At 71.0% G+C, this 26,350-nt stretch carries 25 protein-coding genes; 9 read left to right on the forward strand and 16 right to left on the reverse strand.

Annotated elements, in window-relative coordinates; genetic code table 11:
• Position 1 precedes the first annotated feature (1 nt).
• Genes BLW17_RS03710 through BLW17_RS03715 form a run of 3 tightly spaced genes read left to right on the forward strand, consistent with a single transcriptional unit; the run spans position 2 to position 5,604 of the window.
• Positions 2-2,116 carry a glycosyltransferase gene (locus BLW17_RS03710; protein ID WP_197055284.1) on the forward strand — a complete coding sequence of 705 codons (2,115 nt, stop codon included), beginning with the start codon at positions 2-4 and terminating at the stop codon, positions 2,114-2,116.
• 10 nt (positions 2,117-2,126) lie between these two features.
• Complete coding sequence (locus tag BLW17_RS18250) at positions 2,127-3,224, forward strand: zinc-dependent alcohol dehydrogenase (protein WP_197055283.1); 1,098 nt, start codon at positions 2,127-2,129, stop codon at positions 3,222-3,224.
• Positions 3,217-5,604, forward strand: coding sequence for a glycosyltransferase family 4 protein (locus BLW17_RS03715; RefSeq protein WP_081969154.1), 2,388 nt, complete (start codon positions 3,217-3,219; stop codon positions 5,602-5,604). The genes BLW17_RS18250 and BLW17_RS03715 overlap by 8 nt, the downstream gene beginning before the upstream one ends.
• Positions 5,605-5,635: 31 nt before the next feature.
• Here BLW17_RS03715 and BLW17_RS03720 read toward each other — a convergent pair whose 3' ends face one another.
• The 4 genes from BLW17_RS03720 to osmF are packed head-to-tail and all read right to left on the reverse strand — an operon-like array spanning position 5,636 to position 9,573.
• Positions 5,636-6,367: an ABC transporter permease gene (locus BLW17_RS03720; RefSeq protein ID WP_036710421.1), complete on the reverse strand. Its 732-nt coding sequence runs from the start codon at positions 6,365-6,367 to the stop codon at positions 5,636-5,638.
• Positions 6,364-7,386 (reverse strand): ABC transporter ATP-binding protein, encoded by a 1,023-nt coding sequence (locus BLW17_RS03725; RefSeq protein ID WP_074826075.1) that lies wholly within the window; start codon positions 7,384-7,386, stop codon positions 6,364-6,366. Before BLW17_RS03725 ends, BLW17_RS03720 begins: the two co-directional genes overlap by 4 nt.
• The gene (locus BLW17_RS03730; RefSeq protein WP_231572770.1) at positions 7,383-8,609 is read right to left on the reverse strand and encodes an ABC transporter permease; all 1,227 of its coding nucleotides are present in this window, start codon (positions 8,607-8,609) and stop codon (positions 7,383-7,385) included. The genes BLW17_RS03725 and BLW17_RS03730 overlap by 4 nt, the downstream gene beginning before the upstream one ends.
• 40 nt (positions 8,610-8,649) lie before the next feature.
• On the reverse strand, positions 8,650-9,573 hold the full coding sequence (gene osmF, locus BLW17_RS03735; protein ID WP_036733115.1) for a glycine betaine ABC transporter substrate-binding protein OsmF: 924 nt from the start codon (positions 9,571-9,573) through the stop codon (positions 8,650-8,652).
• Between the two features lie 279 nt (positions 9,574-9,852).
• Between osmF and BLW17_RS03740 the strand changes: the two genes are divergently transcribed.
• A complete protein-coding gene (locus tag BLW17_RS03740) occupies positions 9,853-10,950 on the forward strand; it encodes a catalase family protein (RefSeq protein ID WP_036733112.1) in 1,098 nt (365 codons plus the stop codon).
• The gene (locus tag BLW17_RS03745) at positions 10,943-13,228 is read left to right on the forward strand and encodes an FdhF/YdeP family oxidoreductase (protein WP_036733109.1); all 2,286 of its coding nucleotides are present in this window, start codon (positions 10,943-10,945) and stop codon (positions 13,226-13,228) included. The genes BLW17_RS03740 and BLW17_RS03745 overlap by 8 nt, the downstream gene beginning before the upstream one ends.
• 70 nt (positions 13,229-13,298) lie before the next feature.
• Here the strand turns inward: BLW17_RS03745 and BLW17_RS03750 are convergent, their stop codons facing one another.
• From BLW17_RS03750 to BLW17_RS03775, 6 genes are all read right to left on the reverse strand, one after another.
• Positions 13,299-15,515, reverse strand: a complete 2,217-nt coding sequence (locus BLW17_RS03750; RefSeq protein ID WP_036733106.1) for a xanthine dehydrogenase family protein molybdopterin-binding subunit — start codon at positions 15,513-15,515, stop codon at positions 13,299-13,301.
• Entirely contained in the window at positions 15,512-16,486 is a 975-nt protein-coding gene (locus tag BLW17_RS03755) for an FAD binding domain-containing protein (protein WP_036733103.1), read from the reverse strand. The genes BLW17_RS03750 and BLW17_RS03755 overlap by 4 nt, the downstream gene beginning before the upstream one ends.
• Positions 16,483-16,989, reverse strand: a complete 507-nt coding sequence (locus tag BLW17_RS03760; RefSeq protein WP_074826078.1) for a 2Fe-2S iron-sulfur cluster-binding protein — start codon at positions 16,987-16,989, stop codon at positions 16,483-16,485. Before BLW17_RS03760 ends, BLW17_RS03755 begins: the two co-directional genes overlap by 4 nt.
• Positions 16,990-17,147: 158 nt before the next feature.
• The gene (locus BLW17_RS03765) at positions 17,148-17,714 is read right to left on the reverse strand and encodes a nucleotidyltransferase family protein (RefSeq protein WP_052176344.1); all 567 of its coding nucleotides are present in this window, start codon (positions 17,712-17,714) and stop codon (positions 17,148-17,150) included.
• Positions 17,711-18,676: an XdhC family protein gene (locus BLW17_RS03770; protein ID WP_074826080.1), complete on the reverse strand. Its 966-nt coding sequence runs from the start codon at positions 18,674-18,676 to the stop codon at positions 17,711-17,713. Before BLW17_RS03770 ends, BLW17_RS03765 begins: the two co-directional genes overlap by 4 nt.
• Positions 18,677-18,737: 61 nt before the next feature.
• On the reverse strand, positions 18,738-19,124 hold the full coding sequence (locus tag BLW17_RS03775; RefSeq protein ID WP_036701550.1) for a hypothetical protein: 387 nt from the start codon (positions 19,122-19,124) through the stop codon (positions 18,738-18,740).
• 86 nt (positions 19,125-19,210) lie between these two features.
• On the opposite strand from BLW17_RS03775, the gene BLW17_RS03780 reads away from it, so the two are divergent.
• Positions 19,211-19,981: an alpha/beta fold hydrolase gene (locus BLW17_RS03780; RefSeq protein ID WP_036733097.1), complete on the forward strand. Its 771-nt coding sequence runs from the start codon at positions 19,211-19,213 to the stop codon at positions 19,979-19,981.
• Positions 19,982-19,991: 10 nt separating this feature from the next.
• Here BLW17_RS03780 and BLW17_RS03785 read toward each other — a convergent pair whose 3' ends face one another.
• On the reverse strand, positions 19,992-20,195 hold the full coding sequence (locus tag BLW17_RS03785; protein WP_036701545.1) for a hypothetical protein: 204 nt from the start codon (positions 20,193-20,195) through the stop codon (positions 19,992-19,994).
• A gap of 195 nt (positions 20,196-20,390) precedes the next feature.
• Between BLW17_RS03785 and BLW17_RS03790 the strand changes: the two genes are divergently transcribed.
• Entirely contained in the window at positions 20,391-20,663 is a 273-nt protein-coding gene (locus tag BLW17_RS03790; RefSeq protein WP_036733096.1) for a hypothetical protein, read from the forward strand.
• A 12-nt stretch (positions 20,664-20,675) separates the two neighbouring features.
• On the opposite strand, the gene BLW17_RS03795 is transcribed toward BLW17_RS03790, so the two are convergent.
• Positions 20,676-20,990 (reverse strand): TraR/DksA family transcriptional regulator, encoded by a 315-nt coding sequence (locus tag BLW17_RS03795; RefSeq protein ID WP_036733094.1) that lies wholly within the window; start codon positions 20,988-20,990, stop codon positions 20,676-20,678.
• 116 nt (positions 20,991-21,106) lie between these two features.
• Between BLW17_RS03795 and BLW17_RS03800 the strand changes: the two genes are divergently transcribed.
• A complete protein-coding gene (locus BLW17_RS03800; protein WP_036733092.1) occupies positions 21,107-21,583 on the forward strand; it encodes an REP-associated tyrosine transposase in 477 nt (158 codons plus the stop codon).
• A 187-nt stretch (positions 21,584-21,770) separates the two neighbouring features.
• On the opposite strand, the gene BLW17_RS17625 is transcribed toward BLW17_RS03800, so the two are convergent.
• The 4 genes from BLW17_RS17625 to BLW17_RS03810 all read right to left on the reverse strand — a co-directional run bounded on the left by BLW17_RS17625 (position 21,771) and on the right by BLW17_RS03810 (position 26,098).
• Positions 21,771-22,520 carry a hypothetical protein gene (locus BLW17_RS17625; protein ID WP_139305896.1) on the reverse strand — a complete coding sequence of 250 codons (750 nt, stop codon included), beginning with the start codon at positions 22,518-22,520 and terminating at the stop codon, positions 21,771-21,773.
• 95 nt (positions 22,521-22,615) lie between these two features.
• Entirely contained in the window at positions 22,616-23,323 is a 708-nt protein-coding gene (locus BLW17_RS17630) for a hypothetical protein (RefSeq protein ID WP_139305897.1), read from the reverse strand.
• A 3-nt stretch (positions 23,324-23,326) separates the two neighbouring features.
• On the reverse strand, positions 23,327-25,126 hold the full coding sequence (lepA, locus tag BLW17_RS03805; protein ID WP_036733090.1) for a translation elongation factor 4: 1,800 nt from the start codon (positions 25,124-25,126) through the stop codon (positions 23,327-23,329).
• Positions 25,127-25,165: 39 nt separating this feature from the next.
• Positions 25,166-26,098, reverse strand: coding sequence for a DMT family transporter (locus BLW17_RS03810; RefSeq protein WP_081969119.1), 933 nt, complete (start codon positions 26,096-26,098; stop codon positions 25,166-25,168).
• A 54-nt stretch (positions 26,099-26,152) separates the two neighbouring features.
• Between BLW17_RS03810 and BLW17_RS03815 the strand changes: the two genes are divergently transcribed.
• Positions 26,153-26,341: a cation transporter gene (locus BLW17_RS03815; RefSeq protein ID WP_036710783.1), complete on the forward strand. Its 189-nt coding sequence runs from the start codon at positions 26,153-26,155 to the stop codon at positions 26,339-26,341.
• Positions 26,342-26,350: the final 9 nt, after the last annotated feature.

Below are 26,350 nucleotides of genomic sequence, written 5' to 3' on the forward strand. Positions count from 1 at the left end.
GATGCCGGCCCAGCCTGAGGTCGAGGTGCTGCTCGCCACCGACAGCCCCGAGCCTTCGGGCGTGGGGCGCCACATGCTGCTGCTCGCCGCCGCCGCCAAGGCGCGGGGGGTCGGCGTGGCGCTGGCCTTCCCCGATCATGCGGCGGGTCAGAGGCTGGCCGACGAGGCGCGGGCGCAGGGTCTGTCCGCGCAGGTCGTGGCCGAGGACGGCTGGCCCGCGGCCTTGGCCGGCGCGCGGCTCGTCCACGTCCACGCCGGCATCGGGTGGGAAGGCCACGGCCTGACCCACGCCGCCGCCGAGGCCGGGGCGGCGGTGGTGCGCACCGAGCATCTGCCGTGGCTGCTGACAGACGCGGGCCAGATCGCCGACTATGCCGAGGCGGTGCGCCGCGTCGATGCCGTCATCGCCGTCTCGCGCGCCGCGGCCGCAGGCTGGCGCCGGGCGCTCTCCGGGATGAGCGGCCCCGCCCTGCCCGTCGCGGCGATCCCGAACGGGATCGCGGTCGAGGCTGCGCCGCAGCCTGCGGCTCAGCCCGAGGACCAGGCCGAGGGCTCCGCCCCCCGCCTCCTCTGCGTCGGCCGGCTGACCGCGCAGAAGCGCCCGACCACCCTGCTGCTCGCGCTGGCCCGGCTGCGCCGCGCGGGGGTGGACGCAACGCTCGACATGGTGGGCGACGGACCGCTTGCGCCCCGCCTCAAGCGCCTCGCCGACCGGCTGGGGCTCGGCCCCGCGGTGCGGTTTCACGGCCGGTGCGAGGACGTGCCGGCGCGGATGGCGCAGGCCACGCTGCTGGTCCTGCCCTCGGCGTTCGAGGGGCTGCCGCTCGTCGTGCTCGAGGCGATGGCGGCCGGGCTGCCGGTCGTCGCCACCCGCATCGGCGGCACGACCGAGGCGCTGGGACCGGATCACCCCTGGCTCACCCCGCCCGGCGACAGCCGCGCGCTCGCCGCGGCGCTGGCCGCCGCACTGGCCGACGCCCCCGCCCGCGCCGCCGTCGCGCAGGCGCAGCGCGCGCGGCTCGACCGTCATTTCACCGCCGACCGCATGGCGGCCGACACCATCACCATCTGGCGCGCCGCGGCGCGTCGCAGGCACGAGGGACTTATGGACCGGATACGACTGGGCTTCATCGGCGCGGGCGGCATCGCCCACCGCCATTTCGGCGTTCTCGAGACGATGCCGGACGTTTCGGTCGTGGCGGTCACCGACCCCGACCAGGGCCGCGCCGACGAGGCCGCGCGCCGCATGGGCGCCACCACCTATCCCGACCACGCCACGATGCTGGCCGAGGCCGAACTCGACGCCGTCTACATCTGCATCCCGCCCTTCGCCCATGGCGACGCCGAGCGCGCCTGCATCGCCAGGGGCCTGCCGTTCTTCGTCGAAAAGCCGCTGTCGCTGGACCTCGAACTCGCCGAGGAGATCGCGGCCGAGGTCGAGCGCGCGGGCCTGATCACCGCCGTCGGCTATCACTGGCGCTATCTCGACACGATGGACGAGGCGCGCGCGCATCTGGCGCAGAACCCCGCTCATCTGATGCAGGGCTTCTGGATCGACCAGACGCCGCCCCCGGAATGGTGGTGGCGCGCCGACAAGTCCGGCGGGCAGGTGGTCGAGCAGGCCACCCACATCATCGACGCCGCCCGCTTCCTCGCCGGTGACGTGACCGAGGTCTACGGCCTCAATGCGCAGCGCGAGCGCGGCGACTTCCCCGGCCTGACTGTCCCGACCGCGACGGCGGCGACGCTGCGCTTTGCCTCGGGCGCGGTGGCGAACCTCGCCTCGACCTGCCTGCTGCGCTGGAATCACCGGGTCGGGCTGCACGTCTTCTCGGACGCGCTGGCGATGGAGATCACCGACCACGACATCATGATCGACACCGGCCGCGGCCGCCCGGTCCGGCACGCCGACGGCGACCCCGTCTGGCGTGAGGACCGCGATTTCGTCGAGGCCGTGATGGGCCGCGACAACCGCATCCGCTGCCCCTATGCCGAGGCGCTGGAAACCCATCGCGTGGCGCTGGCGATCAGCCGGTCCGCCGAAACCGGGGCTCTTGTGAAGATGGAGGGGCTGCGGGCTGACCCGCAGCCCATCTTTCGTCAAGCCTCTGCGTAAGGCCCCGACATTGCCCCACCAGCACCGGCGCATCCGCTCGCTCGGGTTCGAGCGCGCGCTTGAGCCGTATTTCTTTGCCTATGACGAGGGCCCGGCCGGCGACGGTCAGGTGCGGCTGGACCTGATGTTCACCGGCCTCTCGGCGGGAACCGAGCTGACCTTCATGAAGGGCACGAACCCCTACCTTCATTCCCGCTGGGACGAGGGGCTGGGCCGGTTCTTCCCGGGCGAGGCGTCGGCGCATTTCCCGGTCAACTTCCTCGGCTACATGGAGAGCGCCCGCGTCATCGACGCCCGCGCGCCGGGGTTCCGGGTGGGCGACGTGGTGGGCACGACCTTCGGCCACAAGACCGGCCACACCGCGCACCCCGCCCATGACCTGCTGCTGAAGCTGCCCGAGGGGATGGACCCCCTTCTCGGCATCTTCGTCGCGCAGATGGGGCCGATCGCGGCCAACGGCATCCTGCACGCCGATGCCGACCAGTTCGGCGCCGCGGTCCCGTTCCTCGGCGCGGGCGTCGAGGGGCGGCGCGTGCTCGTCTGGGGCGGCGGCACGGTCGGGCTCTTCTGCGCGCTCTTCGCCCGCATGGGGGCCGCGTCCGAGATCGTCGTCGTCGACCCCTCGCCCTTCCGGCAGGACATCGCCCGCGCCATGGGGTTCGAGGCGATGGACGAGGACCAGGCCGTGCACCACGCCAAGTCCTGGGGCCACAAGGTCGGGGGCCGGGGGGCCGAGTTCGTGTTCCAGACCCGTGCACGCTCGGACAGCCTCAACCGCTGCCTGCAGGCGCTGCGCCCGCAGGGGACGGTGATCGACCTCGCCTTCTATCAGGGCGGCATGGACGGCCTGCGGCTGGGCGAAGAGTTCCACCACAACGGGCTGAACCTGCGCTGCGCGCAGATCAACCGGATGCCCCGCGCGGTGGCCCACGCCTGGGACCAGCGCCGGCTCGCGCAGGAAACCATCCGCCTGCTTCAGGCCGAGGGCGACGCGATCCGCCGCCACGTGGTCACCCACGTCGTCCCCTATGACGACGCCCCGGGCTTCCTGCGTCACCTCGTCGCCGACCGGCCCGAGTTCCTGCAGGTCGTGTTCGCCCATGAATGAGCATCGTCCCCTGACCGAGGCCGAGGCGGCCCAACTGACCCCGGCCCCCGCCTCGGCCGACACCCAGCCGGCCCACCACGGGGCCGGCGCACCCAGCCAGCGCGAGCTGGACGACCGCGCGGCGGCGGCGGCGCTGGCCGACGGCCGCATCCCCGAGCCGCACCCCGACGCCGGCAAGATCCGCATCCTGTGGGTCTTCGCCTGGCTGGTCGTGGGCGGCGAAGAGACCGAGGTGCGGCTGCTCGCCCGCACGCTCGACCGCACGCGCTACCGCATCGACGTGATCCCCTGCTTCCGCAAGGAGGGGATGCCCGACCTGAGCCACGAGCAGCTCCGCGCGCTCGGCGTCCACGTGGACACCACCGCCTACGGCCTCAGCTTCGAGGACACGATCGACTATCTGCGCCGCAAGATCGCCGGGGCGGACATCGTCGTATCCTCGCAGAACGTGGCCGACATTTATCCCGCGCTCGACCGGCTGGCGCTGCGCCCGCCGCTGATCGAGCACGGCGGGCTGGTCAGCGAGGCGCTGGCCGGGCCGAAGCACCACACCGCCCGCTATGTCGGCGTCTGCGACAGCATCCGCGCGGCAGCGGCGGGGCGGATGGCGGACCGGCCGCAGCACGCGCTGGAAATCCCCTCGATGGTGGACCTGGCCGAGTTCGACCCCGCCGCCCGCGCCCCGATGCGCGCCGCGCTGGGGGTGGCCGAGGGCGAGCTGCTCATAGGCTGGGTCGGCCGGCTCGACCGCAAGAAGCGGGTCGAGGATTTCATCGCCGCGGCCCTCAGCCTGTCCGACCTGCCGCAGGCGCGGTTCGTGGTCGTGGGCGGCCCGGACGCCTTCATGCCCGAATATGCCGACGAGCTGCGCCGGCTGGCCGCGCCGCTGGGCGACCGGATCATCTTCACCGGCGACCGCAAGGACGTGCCCGAACTGCTGGCCGCGATGGACGTCTTCTGCTGGCTCTCGCGCGGCGAGGGGATGCCCCACGTCATCGCCGAGGCGGGGGCCGCAGGCCTGCCCGTCATCGCCACCCCCGACAACGGCGCGCTGCAGCAGATCACCGACGGGCAGACCGGCCTCTTCGTCCCCCACGAGGACCCCGCCGCCGTCGCCGCCGCGATCCGCCGGCTGGCGGGCGACGCGGCCCTGCGCGCGCGTCTGGGCGCGGGGCTCAGGGCCCATGTCGTCGCCAGCTATTCCGCCGAGGTCGTGGTCCCGCAGTGGGAGCGGCTCTTCACCGAGGTTCTGGCCGAGCAGCCCCCTGCCCCGCCGCCCGCGACGTTCGACAGCTTCGTGCTGGGCGGCTGGGAAAGCTCGACCCACCGCCGCCGCGACGGGCGGCGGCTCGACGTGCTCGCCGCGACCGGCCACGACACCCACGCCGCGCAGGACTATGCGCAGCTCGAGGGGCTGGGCATCCGCGCCTGCCGCGACGCGGCGCGCTGGCACCTGATCGAGACGGCGCCGGGCCGCTACGACTTTGCCAGCCTCACCCCGATGGTCGAGGCCGCCCGCGACGGCGGGAGCCAGATCGTCTGGGACCTGCTGCACTACGGCTGGCCCGACGATCTCGACATCTGGTCGCCCGCCTTCGTCACCCGCTTCGCGGCCTTCGCCCGCGCGGTCGGCCAGCACGTCCGCGGCCTGACCGACGCCGTGCCCTTCTGGTGCCCGGTGAACGAGGTCAGCTTCTTCTCATGGGCCGGGGGGGACGCGCGCTACCTCAACCCCTTCGCCGCCGGGCGGGGGTTCGAGCTCAAGGTGCAGCTCGCCCGCGCGTGGCTGGCCGCGGCGGCCGAGCTGCGTGGCATCGACCCGCGGGCGCGGTTCCTGATGGCCGAACCGCTGATCGCCATCCACCACGCCGGCTGGACCGGCCGCCCCCTGTGGGAGGCGCACGGCTGGCACGACGCGCAGTTCCAGGCCTTCGACCTGATCTCGGGCCGCATCTGGCCGCAGATCGGCGGCGGCGAGGAATGGCTCGATCTGGTCGGGGTCAACTACTATTTCAACAACCAGTGGATCCACGGCGGCCTGCCGATCGACGTGGACGACCCGATCTATCGTCCGCTCTCGGACCTGCTGGTCGAGGTCGCGGCGCGCTATGACCGGCCGCTGGTGATCGCCGAGACGGGGACCGAGGGGCATCGCCGCGGCGCATGGCTGGACTACGTCATGGCCGAGACGGCGCGCGCCCGCCGCCGCGGGGCGCGGGTCGAGGGGCTGTGCCTCTACCCCGTCGCCAACCACCCGGGCTGGGACGACGACCGGCTGTGCCCCAACGGGCTGATGGGCCACAACCCCGCGGGCGGGGCGCGCACGCTCGACCCCGGCCTCGCCGCGGCCCTCGCGCGCTGGCAGGCCGGCCCCGCCTGAGCGGTCCCCTCTGCGCCCCCGGCGCGGCCACCTAGTCGGTCGCGGCGGGGACGAGCCGCAGCTCGATCTCGCGGAAGAGGTTGCTGATCAGCACGGCGAGGACGCCGACCACCACGCCCCCCTGCACCACATAGGCGGTGTTGGAGGACAGGAGCCCCGCGATGATCACCTCGCCCAGCGTCCGCGCCGCCACCGTCGAGCCGATGGTCGCGGTCGAGAGCGCGATGATCGCCGAGACCCGCACCCCGGCGAGGATGGTCGGCAGCGCCAGCGGCAGCTCGACCTGCCACAGCATCTGCGCCGGCGTCATCCCCGCCCCGCGGGCGCTTTCGCGGACCGGGGCTGGCAGGCCGGTCAGCCCCGCGATGGCATTCTCGAAGATCGGCAGCAGCCCATAGAGGAAAAGCGCCAGCAGCGTCGGCCCGCTGCCGAAGCCGAAGGCCGGCACCGCCAGCGCCAGCACCGCGACGGGGGGAAAGGTCTGCCCCACCGCGGCGATGGTGCGGGCCAGCGGCAGAAGCTCGGCGCCGGCCGGACGGGTGACGAGGATCGCCAGCCCCAGCGCCACGGCGACCGAGGCGCTGACCGCCGCCGCGACCAGCCCCAGATGCGAGAGCGTCAGCCCCAGCAGGCTGCTTTGCGTATAGATCGCCGGCGCGTTGTTGGCGGCGAGCGGCGCGAGCAGCGGCGCAAAGGCCTGCGGCGCAGCGAGAAACCCCGCCAGCAGCAGCGCCAGCACCGCGAGGACCAGCCGACGGGTCATCGCGGCGCGCGCCGGTCAGGGGCGCCGGCCCCGCCCGCGGCGCCGGGCGCCTCCCCCGGCGACGCCGCATCGCAGGCCGCCTCCGCCCCGCCCCTCACCTCGCCCCCCGCCGCCGCCCGGCGCAGGGCGTCGAGCGTCACGACCCCGCCGCCCGCCACCGGCAGGGCGGCGCGGCCGGTCCAGAGACAGGCCGACAGCGCGTCCCGCAGGCTCGTGCCGGGCGCGAGCGGGGGGCCGTCGGCGGTCCCCGGCTCGACGATCCCCGCGACCTGGTCGAGCGAGAGGAGGTGGAACGGCCGCTCGCCGGTGCCCAGAAGCTCGCGGACGAAGCCGGTGGCGGGGGCGGTCACGACCTCGTGCGGGGTGGCGTATTGCAGCAGCCGCCCCTCATCCATCACGGCGATGCGGTCGCCCAGCTCGACCGCCTCGGCCATGTCGTGGGTGACGATCACCAGCGTCGTCCCCAGCTCGCGCTGCACCCGCCGCAGGTCGTCGCGCGCCTTGGCCCGGATCACCGGGTCGAGCGCGCCGAAGGGCTCGTCCATCAACAGCACCTCGGGCCGCGCGGCCAGCGCCCGCGCCACGCCGACGCGCTGCTGCTGCCCGCCCGACAGCGCGTGCGGCAGGCGGTCGCGGAACTCGGCCGGCGACATCTGGAACATCTCGAGCAGCTCGTCCACCCGCGCGCGGGTCCGCGCCGCGTCCCAGCCGAGCAGGCGCGGCACCGTGGCGATGTTCTGCGCCACGGTGCGGTGCGGGAAGAGCCCGTGGCCCTGGATCGCATAGCCGATCCGCCGCCGCAGCAGCGGCCCGGGGATCGTCGCGGTGTCCTGGCCGGCGATGCGGACCCGGCCGGCGGTCGGCTCGACCAGCCGGTTGATCATCCGCAGAAGCGTGGTCTTGCCCGAGCCCGAGGTGCCGACGAGGGCGCAGATGCGGCCCCGTTCCACGGTCATCGACACGTCGTCGACGACCGTGCGCGGGCCGTAGCGGCGGGTGAGGTGCTCGATCTCGATCATCCGCGCTCCGATCCCGTCCCAGCCCCGTCCCCGCCGCCGTCCCCTGCCCGCGCGGGGTCGAGCTGCGCCACCGCGATGTCGAGCGCGATCCCCGCCACCAGCGCCAGCGCGATGGTCGGCAGCGCGCCGAGCAGGATCAGGTCCATGGCCGTCTGGTTCAGCCCCTGAAAGACGAAGGTGCCGAACCCGCCGCCGCCGATCAGCCCGGCGATCACCGCCAGGCCGATGTTCTGCACCAGCACGATCCGCACCGCCGCCAGCACCACCGGCAGGGTCAGCGGCAGGTGCACCTGCCACAGCGCCTGCGCGCGGGTCATCCCGAGGCCGGCGGCGGCCTCGCGCACCCCCGGGGCCACGCCGTCGAGGCCCACGACCATGTTCGCCACCACCGGCAGCAGCGAATAGAGAAACAGCGCGACGAGCGCCGGAAAGACGCCGATCCCGGCGATGCCCGCCGCGGCCGCGCCGGGGACGTTGGCCGCGACCCAGCCGAACAGCGGGATCATCAGCCCGAAGAGCGCCAGCGACGGGATCGTCTGCACCACGTCGAGCACGCCCAGCACCCCGGCCCTGAGCCGCGGCACCGCGTGGGCGAGGATGCCGAGCGGCAGCCCCACCACCAGCGCCGCCCCCAGCGAGGCGAAGGCGAGCAGAAGGTGGCGCAGCGCCTCGCGCTGGAACTGCGCGGCGCGGACGGCGTATTCGCGCATCACCGACACCTGGTCGAGCGCGCCCGACCCGACCAGCACCCCCACCGCCGCCACGGCAAGGACCAGCAGCGCCCAGCGCCCGCGCGGCCCCGGCCCCAGCCGGTGGACCCCGTCCGCCATGATCAGCCCCAGCGCCAGCAGCAGCATCCAGAACCCCGCGCCGGGTCCGACGCGGGACAGCGCCCCCGCCTCGGCGGTCAGCGTGGCGGCGACCCGGCCCAGCGCTAGCGCCGCCAGGATCACGCCGCCCCCGCCGAGGCCCGCGCGCCACCCCCCGGGCAGGCGGCGGCTGGCGGCGGCGAGCAGCACGACGGCGAAGCCCGCGAGCGCGACGCCCCCGGCCGGACCGAGCGCACCGGCAAGGCCGACCGCCTCTCCGGCGGCGATCCGGTTGGGGCGGACCTGCGCGAAGGGCAGCGCCAGCCCGACGAGGCCGATCACCGCGGCGACCGTGCCCGGCAGGCTCAACGCGCGGGCTGGCCCGCGCGCGCCCTCGGCGGCAATCGTCGTCACCCGGTCAGGCCCCGGCGCGGGGCGGCCGGCGCGCCGCGGTTCACTTGATCAGGCCCTTGCCCTGCAGATAGTCGCGGGCGACGGCATCGGCCGGCTCTCCGTTGACCTGGATGCGGGCGTTGAGCTGCTGCAGGGTCGCAAGGTCGAAGCCCGCGAAGATCGGGTTCAGCACCTCGGCAATCGCCGGATACTCCGCCAGCACCGCTGCGCGCACCACCGGGGCGGGCTGATAGACCGGCTGCACGCCCTTGTCGTCCTCCATCACCACGAGGCCCGCGGGCTCGATCCCGCCGTCGGTGCCATAGACCATCGCGGCGTTGACGCCCGAGGTCTGCCGCGCCGCGGCGGCGATGGTGGCCGCGGTGTCGCCGCCCGACAGCTGCACGAGCTGCTGCGGGGAAAGGCTGAAGCCATAGGTCGTCTGGAACGCCGGCAGCGCAGCAGGCGAGGTCACGAACTCGGTCGAGCCGGCCAGCTTGACCTCACCCCCGCCCGCGACCCAGGCGCCGAACTCGGACATGGTGCCAAGGTGGTTGGCCTCGGCCACGTCGCGGCGCACGGCGATGGCCCAGGTGTTGTTGGCCGGCGCGGCGTCGAGCCAGACCAGCTCCTTCGGCTTGTCCAGCTCGGCCCCGCGGGCATAGGCCTTGGCCGCGTCCTTCCAGACCGGGCTCTCGCCCTCGTTGTGGAAGAAGGCGGCGTTGCCGGTGTATTCCGGGTAGATGTCGATCTGCGCCGACAGCAGCGCGTCGCGCACGATGGGCGTGCCGCCCAGTTGCAGTCGGTTCTGCACCGGCAGCCCGGCATTCTCGAGCGCCAGCAGGATGACGTTGCCCAGCAGCCCGCCCTCGGTATCGATCTTCGAGGACACGACGATGTCGCGCGCGGCCGCCGGCAGGGCGGCGCTCAGGGCCAGCGTGGCGGTCAGCGCGGTGGCGAGCGCGGTGCGGAGGGTCTTGCTCATCGGGGCATCCTCTTGCTGTCGAAGGGGCTGCGGCCCGGCGGGGGCATGAGCCCGGCGGGATGGCGGCCCTTGAGGCGGATCAGGGGCCTGACCAGCGCTTCATCGTGCCGGTGCCCCGCGCCGCGCGCAACCCGCACGTCGCCCGGATAGAGTGGACACGCTTGCCAAAAAACTGCAACCCTCGGGGTCAAGGGACGCACGGTCGTGCGGAACCCCGTCCCGGCGCGGGCGGTTCGCCGCAGACCCCCTGAAGCCTCCCCCCCGAAAAGGACTGCCGCCATGAAACCGGCCCTGCGCTACTCGCCCGACCTCGAAACCCTGCGCGATGACGAGGCCGAAGGGCTGACCGCAGTCGAGGAAGGGCTGGCCACGATCCTTGCCACCACGCTGCGCGACGAGGGCCGCGGCCTGCGCGCGGTCCACGCCAAGGCCCACGCCTATCTGACCGGCACGCTGTCGGTGCTGCCCGACCTGCCGCCCGAACTGGCGCAGGGGATGTTCGCCACGCCCGGCGACCACCCGGCGATCCTGCGCGTCTCGACCAACCCCGGCGACGTGCTGGACGACAGCATCTCGCTGCCCCGGGGCATCGCGCTCAAGGTGCTGGGGGTCGAGGGGCCGCGCCTGCCGGGGGCCGAGGGCGACGCGCAGGATTTCCTGATGGTCAACGCCCCGGTATTCGCCTCGCCCGATCCGGCCGACTTCGCCCGCTCGCTCAAGCTGCTCGCGCTGACCACCGACCGGCTGGAGTGGGCGAAGAAGGCGCTCTCGCTCACGCTGCGGACGGTTGAGCGGGGGATCGAGGCCGTGGGGCTGGAAAGCCGGGCGCTCAAGAGCTTCGGCGGGGCGCTGAACGTCCACCCGCTGGGCGAGCGCTATTTCTCGACCGTGCCCTTCCGGCACGGGGACTACGTGGCGAAATACGCGCTGGTGCCGGTGTCGGACACGCTGACCCGCCACAGCGGCGAGGAGATCGCCACCATTGGCCACCCCGACGCCATCCGCGCCGCGATGGACCGCGACACCCGCGCCGGCGCCATGACGTGGGAGCTGTGCGCCCAGCTCATGCGCGACCCCGAGACGATGCCGGTCGAGGACCCGCGCGTCGAGTGGCCCGAGGACGAAAGCCCGCTTCTGCCCGTGGCGCGGCTGCGGGTCGAGGCGCAGCCCTCGTTCGACGCGGCCGCGGCGCGCGCGGCCGACGACCGGCTGCGGTTCTCGGTCTGGACCGGGCTGGCCGCGCACCGGCCCTTGGGCGCGATCAACCGCGCCCGGCGCGACGCCTATCTCTTCTCGACCGGGTTCCGCGAGCGCGCCAACCGCTGCCCTATCCACGAACCGACCGACACCGCAATCGGAGACATGAGCCATGGCTGACACCCCCGCCGACCAGCGCGACGACACCGCCCATTTCGACGGACCCGCCGGCGGCTGGGGCTCGCTCGAAGGAATGGGCCATGTCGCGGGCGCCGAGGGGCTGACCCTCGACATGCTGGCCACGCTGCGCCGCCAGAACAAGAACGACGGGCACATGTGCACGTCCTGCGCCTGGGCCAAGCCCGCCAATCCGCATATCGTCGAGTTCTGCGAGAACGGGGCCAAGGCCACGATCTGGGATCTGGTCAAGGCCCGCTGCGGCCCGGACTTCATGGCCGAGCACACGGTGAGCGAGCTGCGCGGCTGGTCCGACCTCGAGCTTGAGCGCGCCGGCCGACTGACCCATCCGATGCGCTATGACGCGGCCACCGACCGCTATGTCGAGATCGATTGGGCCACCGCCTTTGCCGAGATCGGCGCCGCGCTGAAGCCGATGAACCCCAAGGACACGGTGTTCTACGCCTCGGGGCGCGCCAGCCTCGAGACGTCCTATCTGTGGCAGCTCTTCGCGCGGCTCTACGGGCACAACAACCTGCCCGACAGCTCGAACATGTGCCACGAGACGACCAGCGTGGCGCTGGCCGAGTTCATCGGCTCGCCCGTCGGCACCTGCACGCTCGAGGATTTCGAGCATTGCGACCTGATGCTGTTTTTGGGCCAGAACACCGGGTCGAACAGTCCGCGGTTCCTGCACAACCTGCAGAAGGCGAAAGAGCGCGGCTGCCGCATCATCGTACTGAACCCGCTGCGCGAGACGGGGCTGCTGCGGTTCCGCAACCCGCAGCGGCTGACGCAGATGCTGGGCGGCGTGACCGAGATCGCCGACCATTACCTGCAGATCCGGCCGGGTGGCGACATGGCGCTGCTGACCGGGATGACGAAGCGGGTGCTGGAGCTCGACGAGGCCGAGGGCGGGATCATCGACCGCGACTTCATCGCCGAGCACACCACCGGGTTCGAGGATGTCGCGGCCCACGCCCGCGCCGCCGACTGGGCCGAGATCGAGGCGCACACCGGCCTTTCGCGCGCGGTGATCGAGGATCTGGGCACCCTCTACGCCCGCGCCCCGGCCACCATCGCGGTCTACGGCATGGGGCTGACCCAGCACGTCCACGGCGGCAAGACGCTGGGGGCGCTCGTCAACCTGCTGCTGATGCGCGGCAACATCGGCCGTCCGGGGGCGGGTATCTCGCCCGTGCGCGGCCATTCCAACGTGCAGGGCCAGCGCACCGTGGGGATCGCTGAGCGGCCCGAGCTGGTGCCGCTCGACAAGCTCGCCCGGATGTTCGACTTCGCCCCCCCGCGCGAGACCGGCCGCACTACCGTCGAGGTGGCCGAAGGGGTCATCGACGGCTCGGTGCGGGCGGTGCTGTCGCTGGGCGGCAACCTCGTGCGCGCGATGCCCGACATCGCCCGGGTCGAGGCCGCGTGGGGCGGGCTCGACCTCGTGGTGAACATCGCCACCAAGCTGAACCGCACCCATCTCGTGCCCGGCCGCGCCACCTATCTGCTGCCCTGCCTCGTGCGGGCGGAAGAGGACGAGCAGACCTCGGGTCCGCAATATGTCTCGGTCGAGGATTCGCTCTCGCACATCCACGCCTCGCTCGGGACGATCACCCCCGCGGCGCCGTCGATCCTGTCCGAGCCGACGATCGTGGCTGGGATCGCCAAGGCGACGCTGGCCCCCAATCCCAAGGTGCGGTGGGACGACTGGATCGCGGACTATGCCCGCATCCGGGCGCTGATCGAAGAAACGTGGCCCGAGATGTTCCGCGATTACGAGACGCGGATGCACGCGCCCGGCGGCTTCTACAAGGGCAACAAGGCGCGCGAGCGGGTGTGGAAGACCGACAGCGGCAAGGCCCAGTTCACCGTGCCGCCGCAGCTTTCGGGGCTCGGGCGCGAACTGGCCGACGACGAGTACACGCTGATCACCCTGCGCTCGAACGACCAGTTCAACACCACCGTCTACGGGCTCGAGGACCGGCTGCGCGGCCTTTCGGGGGACCGGATGATCGTGCTGATGAACCCCGAAGAGATCGCCCGCGCTGGCCTCGCCGAGGGGCAGAAGGCGCGGCTGGTCTGCGCCGCCGACGAGGACGGCCACGCCCGCGTGGTCGAGGGGCTGACGGTCACCGCCTATGATCTGCCCGACCGCTGCGTCGGGGCCTATTACCCCGAGACGAACCCGCTGGTCCCGCTGGCGCTGCACGACGAGATGTCGAAAACCCCGGCCTACAAGGGCACGCCGGTGCGGATCGAGGCGGTGGCGGGCTGATCCCCCACCCCTGTGCCACGAAAAAAGCCGGCCTCGCGGCCGGCTTTTCCATCTCAGGCAGAGGGGCGCCTCAGTCGAGTTCGGCCAGCACCTTGTCCAGCGTCACCGGGAACTCGCGGAAGCGCTTTCCGGTGGCGTTGGTGATGGCATTGACGATCGCCCCGGCGGTGCCGCAGCACGCCAGCTCGCCGATCCCCTTGGCGCCCATCGGGTTGGCATAGGGGTCGCGGTCATCGAGGAACTCGACGTCGATATGCGGCACGTCGAGGTTGGCCGGGATGTGGTATTCGGCCAGGTCGCGGTTCACGAAATGCCCGTCGCGCGGGTCGCGGGCGGATTCCTCGTGCAGCGCCGAGCCGATGCCGAAGATCATCCCGCCGATGCACTGCGAGCGCGCAGTCTTCTCGTTCAGGATGCGGCCGGTGGCGAACACCCCCGACAGGCGGCGCAGCCGCACCTCGCCGGTGACGCGGCTGACCGCGACCTCGGCGAACTGCGCCCCCCAGCTCGCCTGCCGCGTGGTCAGCAGCGTGGCGCCCGGGTCGATCTCGCCCTCGGCCCGCAGCGTGTCGCCGGCGAGGATGTCGGCGAGCGCGCGGGTGCGGTTGAGGGCGATGGCCAGCCCGTCCTTGAGCGTCAGCTCGTCCGGCTCGCACCCCATCCGCTCGGCAATCTGCGCGCGGACCGCCTGCGCGGCAAGCAGGACCGAGCTGCCGGCCGAGGCCGCGCCGAACGACCCGCCGGAGCCGGCCGAGGGCGGCAGCGCGCTGTCGCCCAGCACCGTGGTCACGCGGTCGAGCGGCAGGCCCAGCGCCTCGGCGGCGATCTGGGTCAGGATGGCGTAGCTGCCGGTGCCGATGTCGGTCATGTCCGTCTCGACCCGCGCGGTGCCGTCGGGCAGCAGCACCACCGCCGCCGTCGAGTTCACCAGCAGGTTCACCCGCACGGCCGAGGCCATGCCCATGCCGATCAGCCACTCGCCCTCGCGCCGGGTACCCGGCTCGGGCCGGTCGGCCCAGCCGAAGGTCTCGGCCCCGCGGCGCAGGCAGTCGGCCAGCCGGTTCGAGCTGAACGGCCGCCCCGACGACGGGTCCTTGTCGGGGATGTTGCGCAGCCGCAGCTCGACCGGGCAGAGGCCGGCCTTTTCGGCCAGCTCGTCCATGGCGATCTCGACCATCGGCACGCCGATCGCCTCGCCCGGGGCCCGCATCGAGCCGGGGGGCGTGATGTTGACCGAGGCGATGTGGTGGCCGATGCGACGGTTCTCACCGGCATAGGTGAAGGGCGTGGCCTGCGTCACCGGCTCCGAGAAGCTGGCCCCGGCCATGGTCGTCACCCAGGCGTCGTGGCCGATGCCGGTCAGACGCCCGTCCTGGCCCGCGGCCAGCCGGATGCGCTGGCGGCTTTCGGACCGGCGGTGCGTCGCCTCGAACACGTTGCGGCGATGCAGCGCGATGGCGACCGGGCGGCCGAGCTTCTGCGCCGCGATGGCGGCGCCCACGGCCTCGTGCCCGATGCCCAGCTTGCCGCCGAACCCGCCGCCCACATAGGGCGACAGGATCCGCACCTTGTCGGCGCTGACCCCCAGCGCGTCGGCCAGTTCCGCCGCGTTCGAGCGCAGCATCTGATAGCTGCCGCGCACGGTCAGCTTGTCGCCGTCCCACCAGGCGGTGGCGGCGTGCGGTTCCATCGCCGCGTGGCTCATCGAGGGGGTGAGGTAGTGGTCATCGACCGTGAACGCCGCCTCCTGCATCGCCGCGGCGAGGTCGCCCTGCACCGACTGCTTGAAGAAGGGCGAGCTGTAGTCCCTGGGCCCGACCTTGAGCGTCGCGCGGTCGGACTGGTCGAGCAGCACCGGCCGGGCGGCAAAGGCCGCGTCGCGCGCCTGTTCCAGCGTCTCGGCCACCACCAGCGCGATGGGCTGGCCGACGAAGGCGATCTCGGACGGGCCCTGTGCGGGCGACGACCCCTGCCCGCCCTGCGCCGGATAGCGGATCATCCGGTCATCGCGGATCACCGCGAGGACGCCCGGCATGGCCCGCAGCTCGGCGGTGTTGAGGCCCGTCACCCAGCCCTTGGCGATGGGGGCGCGGACGAACCAGCCATGCGCGGTGCCCGGCGGGTGATCCTCATCGGCATAGGTCGCCGTGCCCGTGACCTTGAGCGGCCCCTCGGGGCGGTCGGCGGGCGTGGTCAGCACCCCCTGCGGGGTGTGGTCGAAGAAATTGTCCTCGTCCTTGCTGTTCATCCGCAGGTGGTTGCGGGGCAGTTCGATGGGGTCGCTCATGCTGCGCGCGCTCCGCTGGTGGCCTCGGTCAGCACGGCGACAAGGGTGCGTCGCGCCAGGGGAATCTTGAAGTCGTTCTCGCCCTGCCCCTCGGCGCCGGCGAGCAGGCGGTCAGCAAAGCGGCCGAAGAGCGCCTCGGACGGGGCCTCGCCCTCGAGCAGCGCCTCGGCCTCGGGCAGGCGCCACGGTCGTGCCGCGACCCCGCCCAGGGCCACGCGCGCCCGGGTGATGCGGCCGGCATCGGTGACGACATCCACGGCGACCGAGACCAGCGCGAAGGCATACGAGCGGCGGTCCCGGACCTTGCGGTAAAGCTGCGCCCCGCCGGTGGGCGCGGGCAGGGTCACGGCGGTGATCAGCTCGCCCGGGGCGAGGTTGGTGTCGCGCTCGGGCGTGTCGCCGGGCAGGCGGTGGAACTCGGCCAGCGGCAGGGTGCGGGGGCCCTGCGGCCCGTCGATCTCGACCACCGCTTCGAGCGCGGCGAGCGCCACGGCCATGTCGCCGGGATAGGTGGCGATGCAGGCGGGCGAGGTGCCGAGGATGGCGAGGTTGCGGTTGAACCCGCCGCGGGCGGCACAGCCAGTGCCCGGCTCGCGCTTGTTGCAGGGGGTGTCGAGGTCGTAGAAATACGGGCAGCGGGTGCGCTGCAACAGATTGCCGCCGGTGGTGGCGCGGTTGCGGATCTGCCCGCTCGCCCCCGCGAGGATGGCCCGCGACAAGAGCGGCCAGTCCGCCCGCACCCGATCATCTGCCGCCAGCGCCGCGTTGCGCACCAGCGCGCCGACCCGCAGCCCCTCGCCGTCGGCGGCGATCTCGTCCAACCCGATGTGGTTGATGTCGACCAGCGCCTTTGGCGTCTCGATCTGCAGCTTCATCAGGTCCAGAAGGTTGGTGCCCCCGGCGATGAAGCGGCCCTGCGCGGCCAGCGCCTCGGCCGGGGCGGTGGCGCGCTGATAGGAAAACGGCCTCATGCGGATGCCTCCGCGGTGTCGCGGATCGCGTCCACGATGTTGGGATAGCACGAGCAGCGGCAGAGGTTGCCCGACATCCGCTCGCGGATCTCCTCGTCCGAGAGCGACGGCGCGCCGAGGTCGTCCGAGACGGCGCTCGGCCAGCCCTCGCGCAGCTCCTCGAGCATGGCGGTGGCCGAGACGATCTGGCCGGGGGTGCAGTAGCCGCACTGGAACCCGTCGCGGCGGATGAAGGCCTGCTGCATCGGCGCCAGCGCGCCGGGCTGGCCGATCCCCTCGATCGTGGTGATCTCGTCGCCGTCGTGCATGACCGCGAGCGTCAGGCACGAGTTGATGCGGCGGCCGTTGAGCATGACCGTGCAGGCGCCGCACTGGCCGTGGTCGCAGCCCTTCTTGGTGCCGGTCAGGTCGAGATGCTGGCGCAGCGCGTCGAGGAGGGTCACCCGCGGGTCGTCGAGCGTCAGCCGCCGCGCCTCTCCATTGATGGTCAGGGTCACGTCCATGGCTGGCACCTCGGCTGGTTGGGGCGATACCTCACCGAACCGGCGGGGCCGGGTGCGGTTCCGGTAATAAAGATGAAGCGCGGCGATGTCCCAGCGTCACGGGCGACGTTCCGCAGCGGCGCTCAGGGTGTGGGTAGGTCTCAGGGGGTCGGCAGGTCTCAGGGGGTCGGCACGTCCACGTCGGCCAGCTCGGCCGCCGGGACGGCGACGCACCGGGCGCCGGCCCGGGCCAGCAGCCCGCCCGCGCCCTGATCGCCCGACAGCCCCGCGACGGCCGGAAAGAGCCCCGCGGGCAGGCAGGCGGGCGGCCCCGGCCGCGCCTCGGGGCCATGGGCCGCGGCGGCAGCCGCGTCGCCCGCGGCCGACAGGATGCGGTGCAGGGTGGCGGGCGTGACCTCGGGCATGTCGCCCAGAGTGACAAGCAGCCGCGTGACCCCCAGCGCCGCAGCCGCGGCCACGCCCGCGCGCAGGCTGTCGGACATCTCGGCGCCCGTCACCGTCACGATCCGGCAACCCGGCATCCGCGCGGCGATCACCGCCGCGACCTCGGCCGAGCGCACCACGGCCAGCCGATGCGCCAGCGGCACCGCCGCCAGCGCCGCCGCCGCGTGGGCCACAAGCGGCGTCCCGCGCCAGTCGGCTAGGAGCTTGTCCCCCTCCCCCCAGCGGCGCGAGTGCCCGGCGGCCAGCAGCAGACCCGCGTCGCAGGCCCCCGCCGCGGTCATGCGGGGGCCGCCGACAGCGCCTCGCCCAGCACCTCGGCCAGCACCGACACCGCCAGCACCCGCGGGTCACGGGCCGAGGGGATCAGCCCGATCGGCCCGCGCAGCCGCGCCGTCTCGGCCGGGGTCAGGCCCAGCTCGGCCAGCGCCGCAAGCCGTCGCTGATGGGTCCGCAGGCTGCCCTGCGCGCCGATGTAGAAGGCCTCGCTGCGCAGCGCCTCGGCCAGCAGCGCGGGCTCGACCTCGTGGTCGTGGAAGAACAGCGTGACCGCGGTGCGCGCGTCCGCGACGAGCGGCCCGGGCGGGGCGAGCGGCGTGCCCGCGCGCCGCGCCGCCGTCCGGGTCGCGGCGTCGGGGGAGGACAGGGTGACGGGATAGCCCGCGGCGTGGGCGAGCGCCGCGAAGGTCAGCGCCTCGACACCCACCCCCAGCACCGCGAAGGCGGGCGGCGGGCGGACGGCGAGCGCAAAGCGGCCGGGGGCGGGCGCGGGCCGGGCCTCGCCCACGGCGATCCCCCCGCTGCCGCCGTTGCCGAGGTCGAGGTCCAGCCACGCCGTCCGCCGCGCCGCCCGCAGGTCCAGCGCCACCCTGAGCGGCGCGGGGTCGCGGACCGCGATCAGCGCCACGTCCAGCCCCCCGCCGCAGGGCAGCCGCAGGTCCACGAAGGGCGAGCCGAGCCCATAGCGCAGCTGCCGCCCTGCCCCGTCGCGCCACACCTCGGCGGCGTGCAGCGCCAGGTCCGCCTCGATGCAGCCCGAGCTGAGCTGCCCCACTGCGCCGAGGCCTCCGTCCCCGAGCGCCGGGAAACCCATGACCGCGCCGGGGTTGCGGTAATGCGGGCCCTCGACCCCGGTGATGACGGCCAGCACCCCGCCCGCCCGGGCCAGCGCCTCGAGCGGGTCGCCCACGGGATCGGCGGGTGACGATGTGTCGGGCGCAGGGATGTGCGGCAGGTCGTGGCTCATCGGACCGAGATGGGGGTGCCCCCGACCCGGCGCGAGGGGAGGCGCGGCGCGCCGCAGCGTCTCATCCCAGATGCCCGCGCCAGACCAGCACCCACAGCACCACGGCGGCAAGGATCATCAGCCCGAACATCACCGCCGCGGCGATGTTCGTGGCACTGTTGGTCCAGCGCCGCCCGGCGCCCAGCGGGCGCAGGTATTTCACCAGCTCGGCGTGGTCGCGCACCGCCGGCGTCGTGTCGATCTGCCGCGCCACCCGCGGCACCACCGCCTTCTGCTGCAACGCCGCCAGCCGCTGCGCCGCCTTGCGCTTGCGCCGCGGCAGCGCGCCGCCGCGCCGGCGCAGCATGGTGGCGAGGTCCGGCCGCGTGCCCCGCCTCGCCCCGCCGAAGCGCTGCGCCATGAGCTGCGCGACCTCGTCGGCCAGCGCCTGCACATCCGGTTCGGCCATCGTTTCCCCCACGGCGCTGCTGGCACTGGAACGCGCCGAGATTAGGGGTAATGATCGGCGCTGGCCAGACGCGCAAAGGTTGATCGATGACGCTCTCCACCACCATCACCGGCCCCGACACCCCCGGCATCCCGCCGGTCCTGATCGCCCACGGGCTGTTCGGGCAGGGCCGCAACCTCGGCGTCATCGCCCGCCAACTGGCCGAGACGCGGCGCGTCGTCTCGGTCGACATGCGCAACCACGGCGACTCGTTCTGGGACGACGACCACTCGTACGACGCGCTGGCCTCTGACCTCGCCGCGGTGATCGAGGCCGAGGGGGGAGAGGCGGATGTCGTCGGCCATTCGATGGGCGGCAAGGCCGCGATGTGGCTGGCGCTGACCCGGCCCGAGCTGGTGCGCCGGCTCGTCGTCCTCGACATCGCGCCGGTGGAATACGGCCACACGCAGAGCAAGCTGATCGACGCGATGGAGGAGACCGATTTCTCGTCCGCCCGCACCCGCAGCCAGGCCGACGCGGCGCTCTCGGCCCGGATCGAGGATCACGGCGTGCGGGCGTTCCTGCTGCAGTCGCTCGACCTCAAGTCCGATCCGCCGCGCTGGCGGATGAACCTCGGCGCGCTGCGCGACCAGATGGCGTCGCTGACCAGCTTTCCCGACCACGACGGGCCGCATTTCGACGGCGAGACGCTGGTGCTGGCCGGCGGCGACAGCGACTACGTCGATCACGCGGGCGAGGCGGCGTTCCGCGCCCTCTTTCCCCGCGCCACGATCGAGGTCGTGGCCGACACCGGCCACTGGCTGCACGCCGAAAAGCCGGCCGAGGTCACCGCACGGGTGGCGGCGTTCCTCGGCTGACGCGGGTGCCTCAGTCGAGGCTGTCGGCCGGGTCGGTCGCCTGGATGCGCTTGGCCACCACCCAGGTCACCGGCACCGCGATCACCGCGCCGATGGCGGCGGCCAGCAGGATCGCCTGCCAGGTGTAGTACCCCATGACCAGCGCCGCGATGACCCCGATCCCGGCCAGCGTGCCGACCGAGATCGACAGAAGAAGCATGAAGAGACGCGGCATCGAGGGTCCTTTCGTGTTGGCCCGGCCCGGTTAGCGCGGCCCGGCGGTCTGCGCCTTGATCCAGATCAGAGCTGACCAGACCCGGCCCGCCCCGGCAAGAGGCGCCCCCGCCGCCCCGCGGCTTTTCCTTTGGGCGGCCGCGGCTGTCATGCTACCGTCACATCGCAGGGCATCAGCGAGGGGGAGGGCGCGGCGATGATCAACCCGGACGACATCCTGGACATGACCAGCCTCAGCCGCGACGAGATCGCGGCCGTGGCCGAGCACGAGCATCTGGGCCAGGTCGACGCGGCCCGGCTGTCCGAATGGCTGATGACGCACCGCGGCGGCGGCCACCGAGTCGAGCAGATGATCTCGGACGACATCCGCGCGGCGCTGCACGCCGACAACCTGCCCCACGCGCGTGACCTCTACGCGACGCTCAAGGCGTTCCTGGCCGAGCATCCCGACGCCGTGCGCGGCGGCTGAGCGCGGCGCCGCTCAGGGCGCGCAGTTGGCGCAGAAGGGCGTGTCGGGCAGCAGCTCGAGCCGCTTGTCGGCGATGTCCTTGCCGCACTGGACGCACTCGCCGTATTCGCCGGCCTCGATCCGCGCCAGCGCCGCGTCGATGCGCCGCAGCTCGGCCTCCTCCGCGTGGCCGAGGGCGGTCAGCACCTCGTCCCCCTGCCGCTCGGAGGCCGCATCCTCCCAGTCCTTCGGCACCGGATCGTCGAGCTGATCCTCGATCTCGGTCAGCGAGGCGAGCAGCTCGTCACGGCGGGCGGTGAGGGTTTTCTTCGCGGCGTCGGGGGTCATGGGGGTCTCCGGGGATCGGGTTGGCGGGGAGAGTGGCCCGCGGGGTTAAGGGGGTCAAGTGGCGCGGGCAGCACCCGTCAACGCATCCTTAACCCGTCCGCGGCCATGCTCGGGCCATGTCGAATTACCGCCGCCCGCCCCGGTCCGATGCGCCGGTGTTCTTTACCGTCGCGCTGGCCGACCGCCGCAGCGATGTGCTGGTGGCCGAAATCGAGCGCCTGCGCGCGGCGGTGCGGGTCACGCGGGCGGAACGGCCGTTCGGGATCGAGGCGTGGGTGGTCCTGCCCAACCACTTGCACTGCATCTGGCGCGTGCCGGACGGTGACTATGCGCTGCGCTGGCGGCTGATCAAGGCGCGGTTCTCGCGAGGCTTGCCGATGGGGGCACGGCGGCAAAGCCACATCGCGCGCGGCGAACGCGGGGTCTGGCAGCGCCGGTATTGGGAGCATCATATCCGCGACGAAACCGACCTCGCGGCGCATCTGCGCTATTGCTGGTTCAACCCGGTGAAGCATGGCCTGGTCATGCGCCCCGAGGACTGGCCGTATTCGTCCGTCCTTCGCGAAATCAGCGGGCCGAGATGGGAGTGGTAAGGTGCGTGTTCACAAGCACCTTTGCGGCGTTCGGGGAAATGGTGCGTGCTAGCACGCACCCTACGGGTGTCCTTCCGTCCACCGCGAGATCGGCAGACCGAGGTGGCAGCGGTAGGGTGCGTGTTCACACGCACCTTTGCGGTGAGAAGGGAATTGGCGAGTGCGAGCACGCACTCTGCACTCCCTACTATTCTAGCAATTGACGATGCACCTGTACGGAGCGGAACCCCTCCAAAGACTGCCTTAAGTCAAGCGAGGTTTTCTTCTTCTCCTTAAGATTGTTAATTACAATCCTGTCCAGAGTACCCCGCTGGAGATATTCTTTGAGCACATTGACCAAACTACCTTCGACGATGCGCCGCTGATAAATCTCGTACCCTCGGACGCTATCGTTTAGCAGAGTGTAATAGATAGCAACCCTCGCAAACTCTGTTTGGGTTTGCCCAATACGTCTAGCCTCTAAAGATATTCTCTCCTTCAGCGATTCCTCGACATGATAGCTAACGGTCTTTCTATCAAATATCGGCGGCGGCTCAGAGAACCGAAAATTATCTAGCATTTTAGCCAATAGTTCATTTTCTAGGCGACGAGAGTTCAGCTTCTTGTGACTCATCAGCATCGGGAAATGATCGTCTAAAAAAGTCCTAAGCAGGACATTGATGTGAGCACTTAGCGCGCCGACATTGCCGTTTTTGATTACCAGGTGAACAAGCGGGTTAATTTTGATAAGAAGCCGAGTCGTTTTAGCCCCACCTATGTCCCAATGCTCCAGCTCGGGAAGCTTGACTCCTCGCGCATCCAATTTGCCAATGTCAACGGAGGTAAAATCGGCAGTGCGATAGAAGCTTTTGGGATCGCCTCCCGCAAGCAATGCGAGTTCTTTGAGGCTGTTTGTATCAGCAAGCAAAATCTTCAGAAGTCGGTCTTGCCAGTCCACTTCTAAGCCCTATTCGACCGTTAGAATAACGTCGGCTACAACGACGTCTCCGTACGGATGGCTAATATTTGGAAGCGGAAGGCCTTCCTTCTCGATTAAACTTTTAAGGTACTGTTCCGCCGCAATACGATTCGCATCAGGGCTCTATTTTTTCTCCATCTCAACTGCTGTGTCTCATCCTTGATTTTAATAGACTTTAATATAAGATCCTCTGACCTGCACTTAACAACGACCTTAAGATGAGGATAGGGTTCGTTGCGGTCAACGGAGAAATTGAACCTGAACCGTGGCTCGTGGACAGGGTCCCAGGGCGCGCCGGTCAGCTCGCCCCCATCAACAGACCGAATATCCCATGTTGGATGGAGGTTTTCTGTCAATAGGTGCCGAACGGCGATAGTAGCAGCAGACTGAATTCGTTCTACCGTTGAAACCGTAGTTTTGGAAACCTTCCCGGATACTGCCAGCTCAACCTTGGGAATCGCCACCTCGTTGATAGACAGCCCGCCCGATGCGCCGCTCTCGGCTCTTGTTTCCTGAATTATTTTCGCCGTTGCCGAATCCAAACTTAACGTTCTTGCGATAGAACTTTTGATTGGTTCGACACGATCCCCACAAAAGACAATTACTTCAACCCGCTTAAAATCGAGTTCGAACTGCACTTTGTCATCTGAAGAGCCGCCGAATTTTCCTGTATCGAAATTTAAATCAACATGAACTGAAAATTCACCGTTTTCAATTTTCGTATACCACCCGAAAACTGAAAGACCGGACTGAAGCCGACGTGCGAGATTTTCGTTTGCCACCCCTCACCCATCCATCTTCAACGCCGAAATAAACGCGCTCTGCGGGATCTCCACCTTCCCGAACTGCCGCATCTTCTTCTTCCCCGCCTTCTGCTTCTCCAGCAGCTTCTTCTTCCGCGTCGCGTCCCCGCCATAGCACTTCGCCGTCACGTCCTTGCGCAGCGCGGCCAGCGTCTCGCGGGCGATCACCCGGCCGCCGATGGCCGCCTGGATCGGGATCTTGAACATGTGGCGGGGGATCAGCTCCTTCAGCTTTTCGACCATCACCCGGCCGCGTGCCTCGGCGCGGTCGCGGTGGACCATGATCGACAGCGCGTCCACCGGCTCGTCGTTCACCAGGATCGACATCTTGACCAGGTGATCCTCGCGGTATTCCGAGATCTGGTAGTCGAAGGACGCATAGCCCTTGGTCACCGATTTCAGCCGGTCGTAGAAATCGAACACCACCTCGGCCAGCGGCAGGTCATAGACGACCATCGCCCGGTTGCCGGCATAGGTCAGGTCCAGCTGGATGCCGCGGCGGTCCTGGCACAGCTTCAGCACGTCGCCCAGATACTCGTCGGGGACCATGATCGTGGCCTTGATCCGCGGCTCCTCGATATGGTCCACGAGCGTCAGGTCGGGCATGTCGGCGGGGTTGTGCAGGTCGCGCACCTCGCCGTCGCGCATGTAGAGCTTGAACACGACCGAGGGCGCCGTGGTGATCAGGTCCAGGTCGTATTCCCGTTCCAGCCGGTCGCGCACCACCTCGAGATGCAGGAGCCCCAGGAACCCGCAGCGGAAGCCGAAGCCGAGCGCGGCCGAGGTCTCCATCTCATAGCTGAAGCTCGCGTCGTTCAGCGCCAGCTTCTCGATGGCGTCGCGCAGGGCGTCGAAGTCGTTGGCGTCGACCGGGAAGAGGCCGCAGAACACCACCGGCTGGGCGGGCTTGAAGCCGGGCAGCGGCTGGTCGGTGCCCTTGCGCTCGTGGGTGATGGTGTCGCCAACGCGGGTGTCGCGCACCTGCTTGATCGAGGCGGTGAAGACGCCGATCTCGCCCGGCCCCAGCTCGGCGATGTCCTTCATCGCCGGGGTCAGCACGGCCAGCTTGTCGATGCCGTAGACCGCGCCGGTCTGCATCATCTTGACCCGGTCGCCCTTGCGGATCACCCCGTCCATGACCCGGATCATCACGACGACGCCCAGATAGGCGTCATACCAGCTGTCGACCAGCATCGCCTTGAGGGGCGCGTCGCGCTCGCCCTTCGGCGCCGGCAGCCGCGTCACGATGGCTTCCAGCACGTCGGGGATGCCGAGGCCCGTCTTGGCCGAGATCATCACCGCGTCCGAGGCGTCGATGCCGATCACGTCCTCGATGTTTTCCTTGACCCGCTCGGGCTCGGCCGCGGGCAGGTCGATCTTGTTCAGCACCGGCACGATCTCGTGCCCCGCGTCGATCGCCTGATAGACGTTGGCGAGGGTCTGCGCCTCGACCCCCTGACTCGCGTCCACGACCAGGAGCGAGCCCTCGACCGCGCGCATCGAGCGGCTGACCTCATAGGCGAAGTCGACGTGGCCGGGGGTGTCGATCAGGTTCAGCGTATAGGTCTGGCCGTCCTTGGCGGGATACGAGATCCGCACCGTGTTGGCCTTGATGGTGATGCCGCGTTCCCGCTCGATGTCCATGCTGTCGAGCAGCTGCTCCTTCATGTCGCGCTCGGCGACGGTGCCGGTCATCTGGATCAGACGATCGGCCAGCGTGGATTTGCCGTGGTCGATATGGGCCACGATCGAGAAATTGCGGATGAGGGAAAGCTCGGTCATGGCCGGGCTATACAGGGGCCACGGCCACGCGGGAAGGGGTCAGACGCGCGGGCCCGGCGGCGGCCCCGCGGCGCGGGCGCGGCGGAACTCGCGCCACATGGCAAAGCTGCCCGCCCCGACGATCACCGCTGCCCCGGCGAGGGTCGCGGCATCGGGGCGTTCGCCGAAGAACGCCACGGCGAGCACGAGGGTGAAGACCAGCCGGGTATAGCGGAACGGGGCCACGGCCGAGGCCTCTCCCACCCGCGTGGCGCGGACCATCATCGCGTAGCCGAGCGTGCCGACCAGCACCGCGACGACGAGGGCCAGCGCCTCGGCGCGGTCGGGGACCAGCATCGCGCGCCCCTCGGCCGCCGCCAGCGCCAGCCCGCCGGGGATCAGCGCCGCATAGGCCGAGGCCGAGAGCTGGTGCGAGGGCACGTGGCGCGGCATCCGCCGGGTCGAGAGGTCGCGCAGCGCCAGTCCCGCCACCGCCACCAGCGCCAGCAGCGAGGCGGGCTGGAACGCCGCCGTGCCCGGCCGCACGATCATCAGCACCCCCGCGAACCCCGCGAGGATCGCCGCCCAGCGCCGCCAGCCCACCCGCTCGCCCAGAAACAGCGCCCCGCCCATCACCAGCGCCAGCGGCAGCGCCTGCAGGATCGCCGAGGCCGAGGCGAGGTCGCTCAGCGCCAGCGCCGAGACGAAGCAGAGCGTCCCGAGCAGCTCGCCCGCGTTGCGCAGCACCACCGCCGGGCGCAGCAGGTCGCGGGTCCAGAGCCGACCGCCGTCGCGCGCCAGCAGCGCCCAGAACACGGCAAGCCCGGCCGCCCCCAGCGCCGCCACGATCTGCCCCGCGCCCAGCCGCACGCCCAGCACCTTGATCGCGGCATCCTCGACCGCGAACATCGCCATCGCGCCGGTCATCCAGCCGGCGGCGCGCAGGTTGCCGAGGTCGGGTGCCGTGGGGGTGGGGCGGGTGCTGGCGGTCATGGTCCGGGCGATGCTAGAGTCCCTCCGCAGCGTCAAGCCGGGAAAGGATGCGCGATGAGGTTCCACGTCGAGGACATGACCTGCGGCCATTGCACCGCCGCCATCGAAAAGGCCGTCGCCGCGGCCGGCGGCCGCGCCACCGCCGATCTCGCCAGCAAGATCGTCACCGTCGAGGAGCTGGGCACCGCCCGCGCCGCCGAGGTGATCTCGGCCGAGGGCTACACCCCCGTTCCGCTGGACTGACCGCCCCGC

This window comes from Paracoccus sanguinis (assembly GCF_900106665.1).
In the GTDB taxonomy this organism is placed as follows: Bacteria; Pseudomonadota; Alphaproteobacteria; order Rhodobacterales; family Rhodobacteraceae; genus Paracoccus; species Paracoccus panacisoli.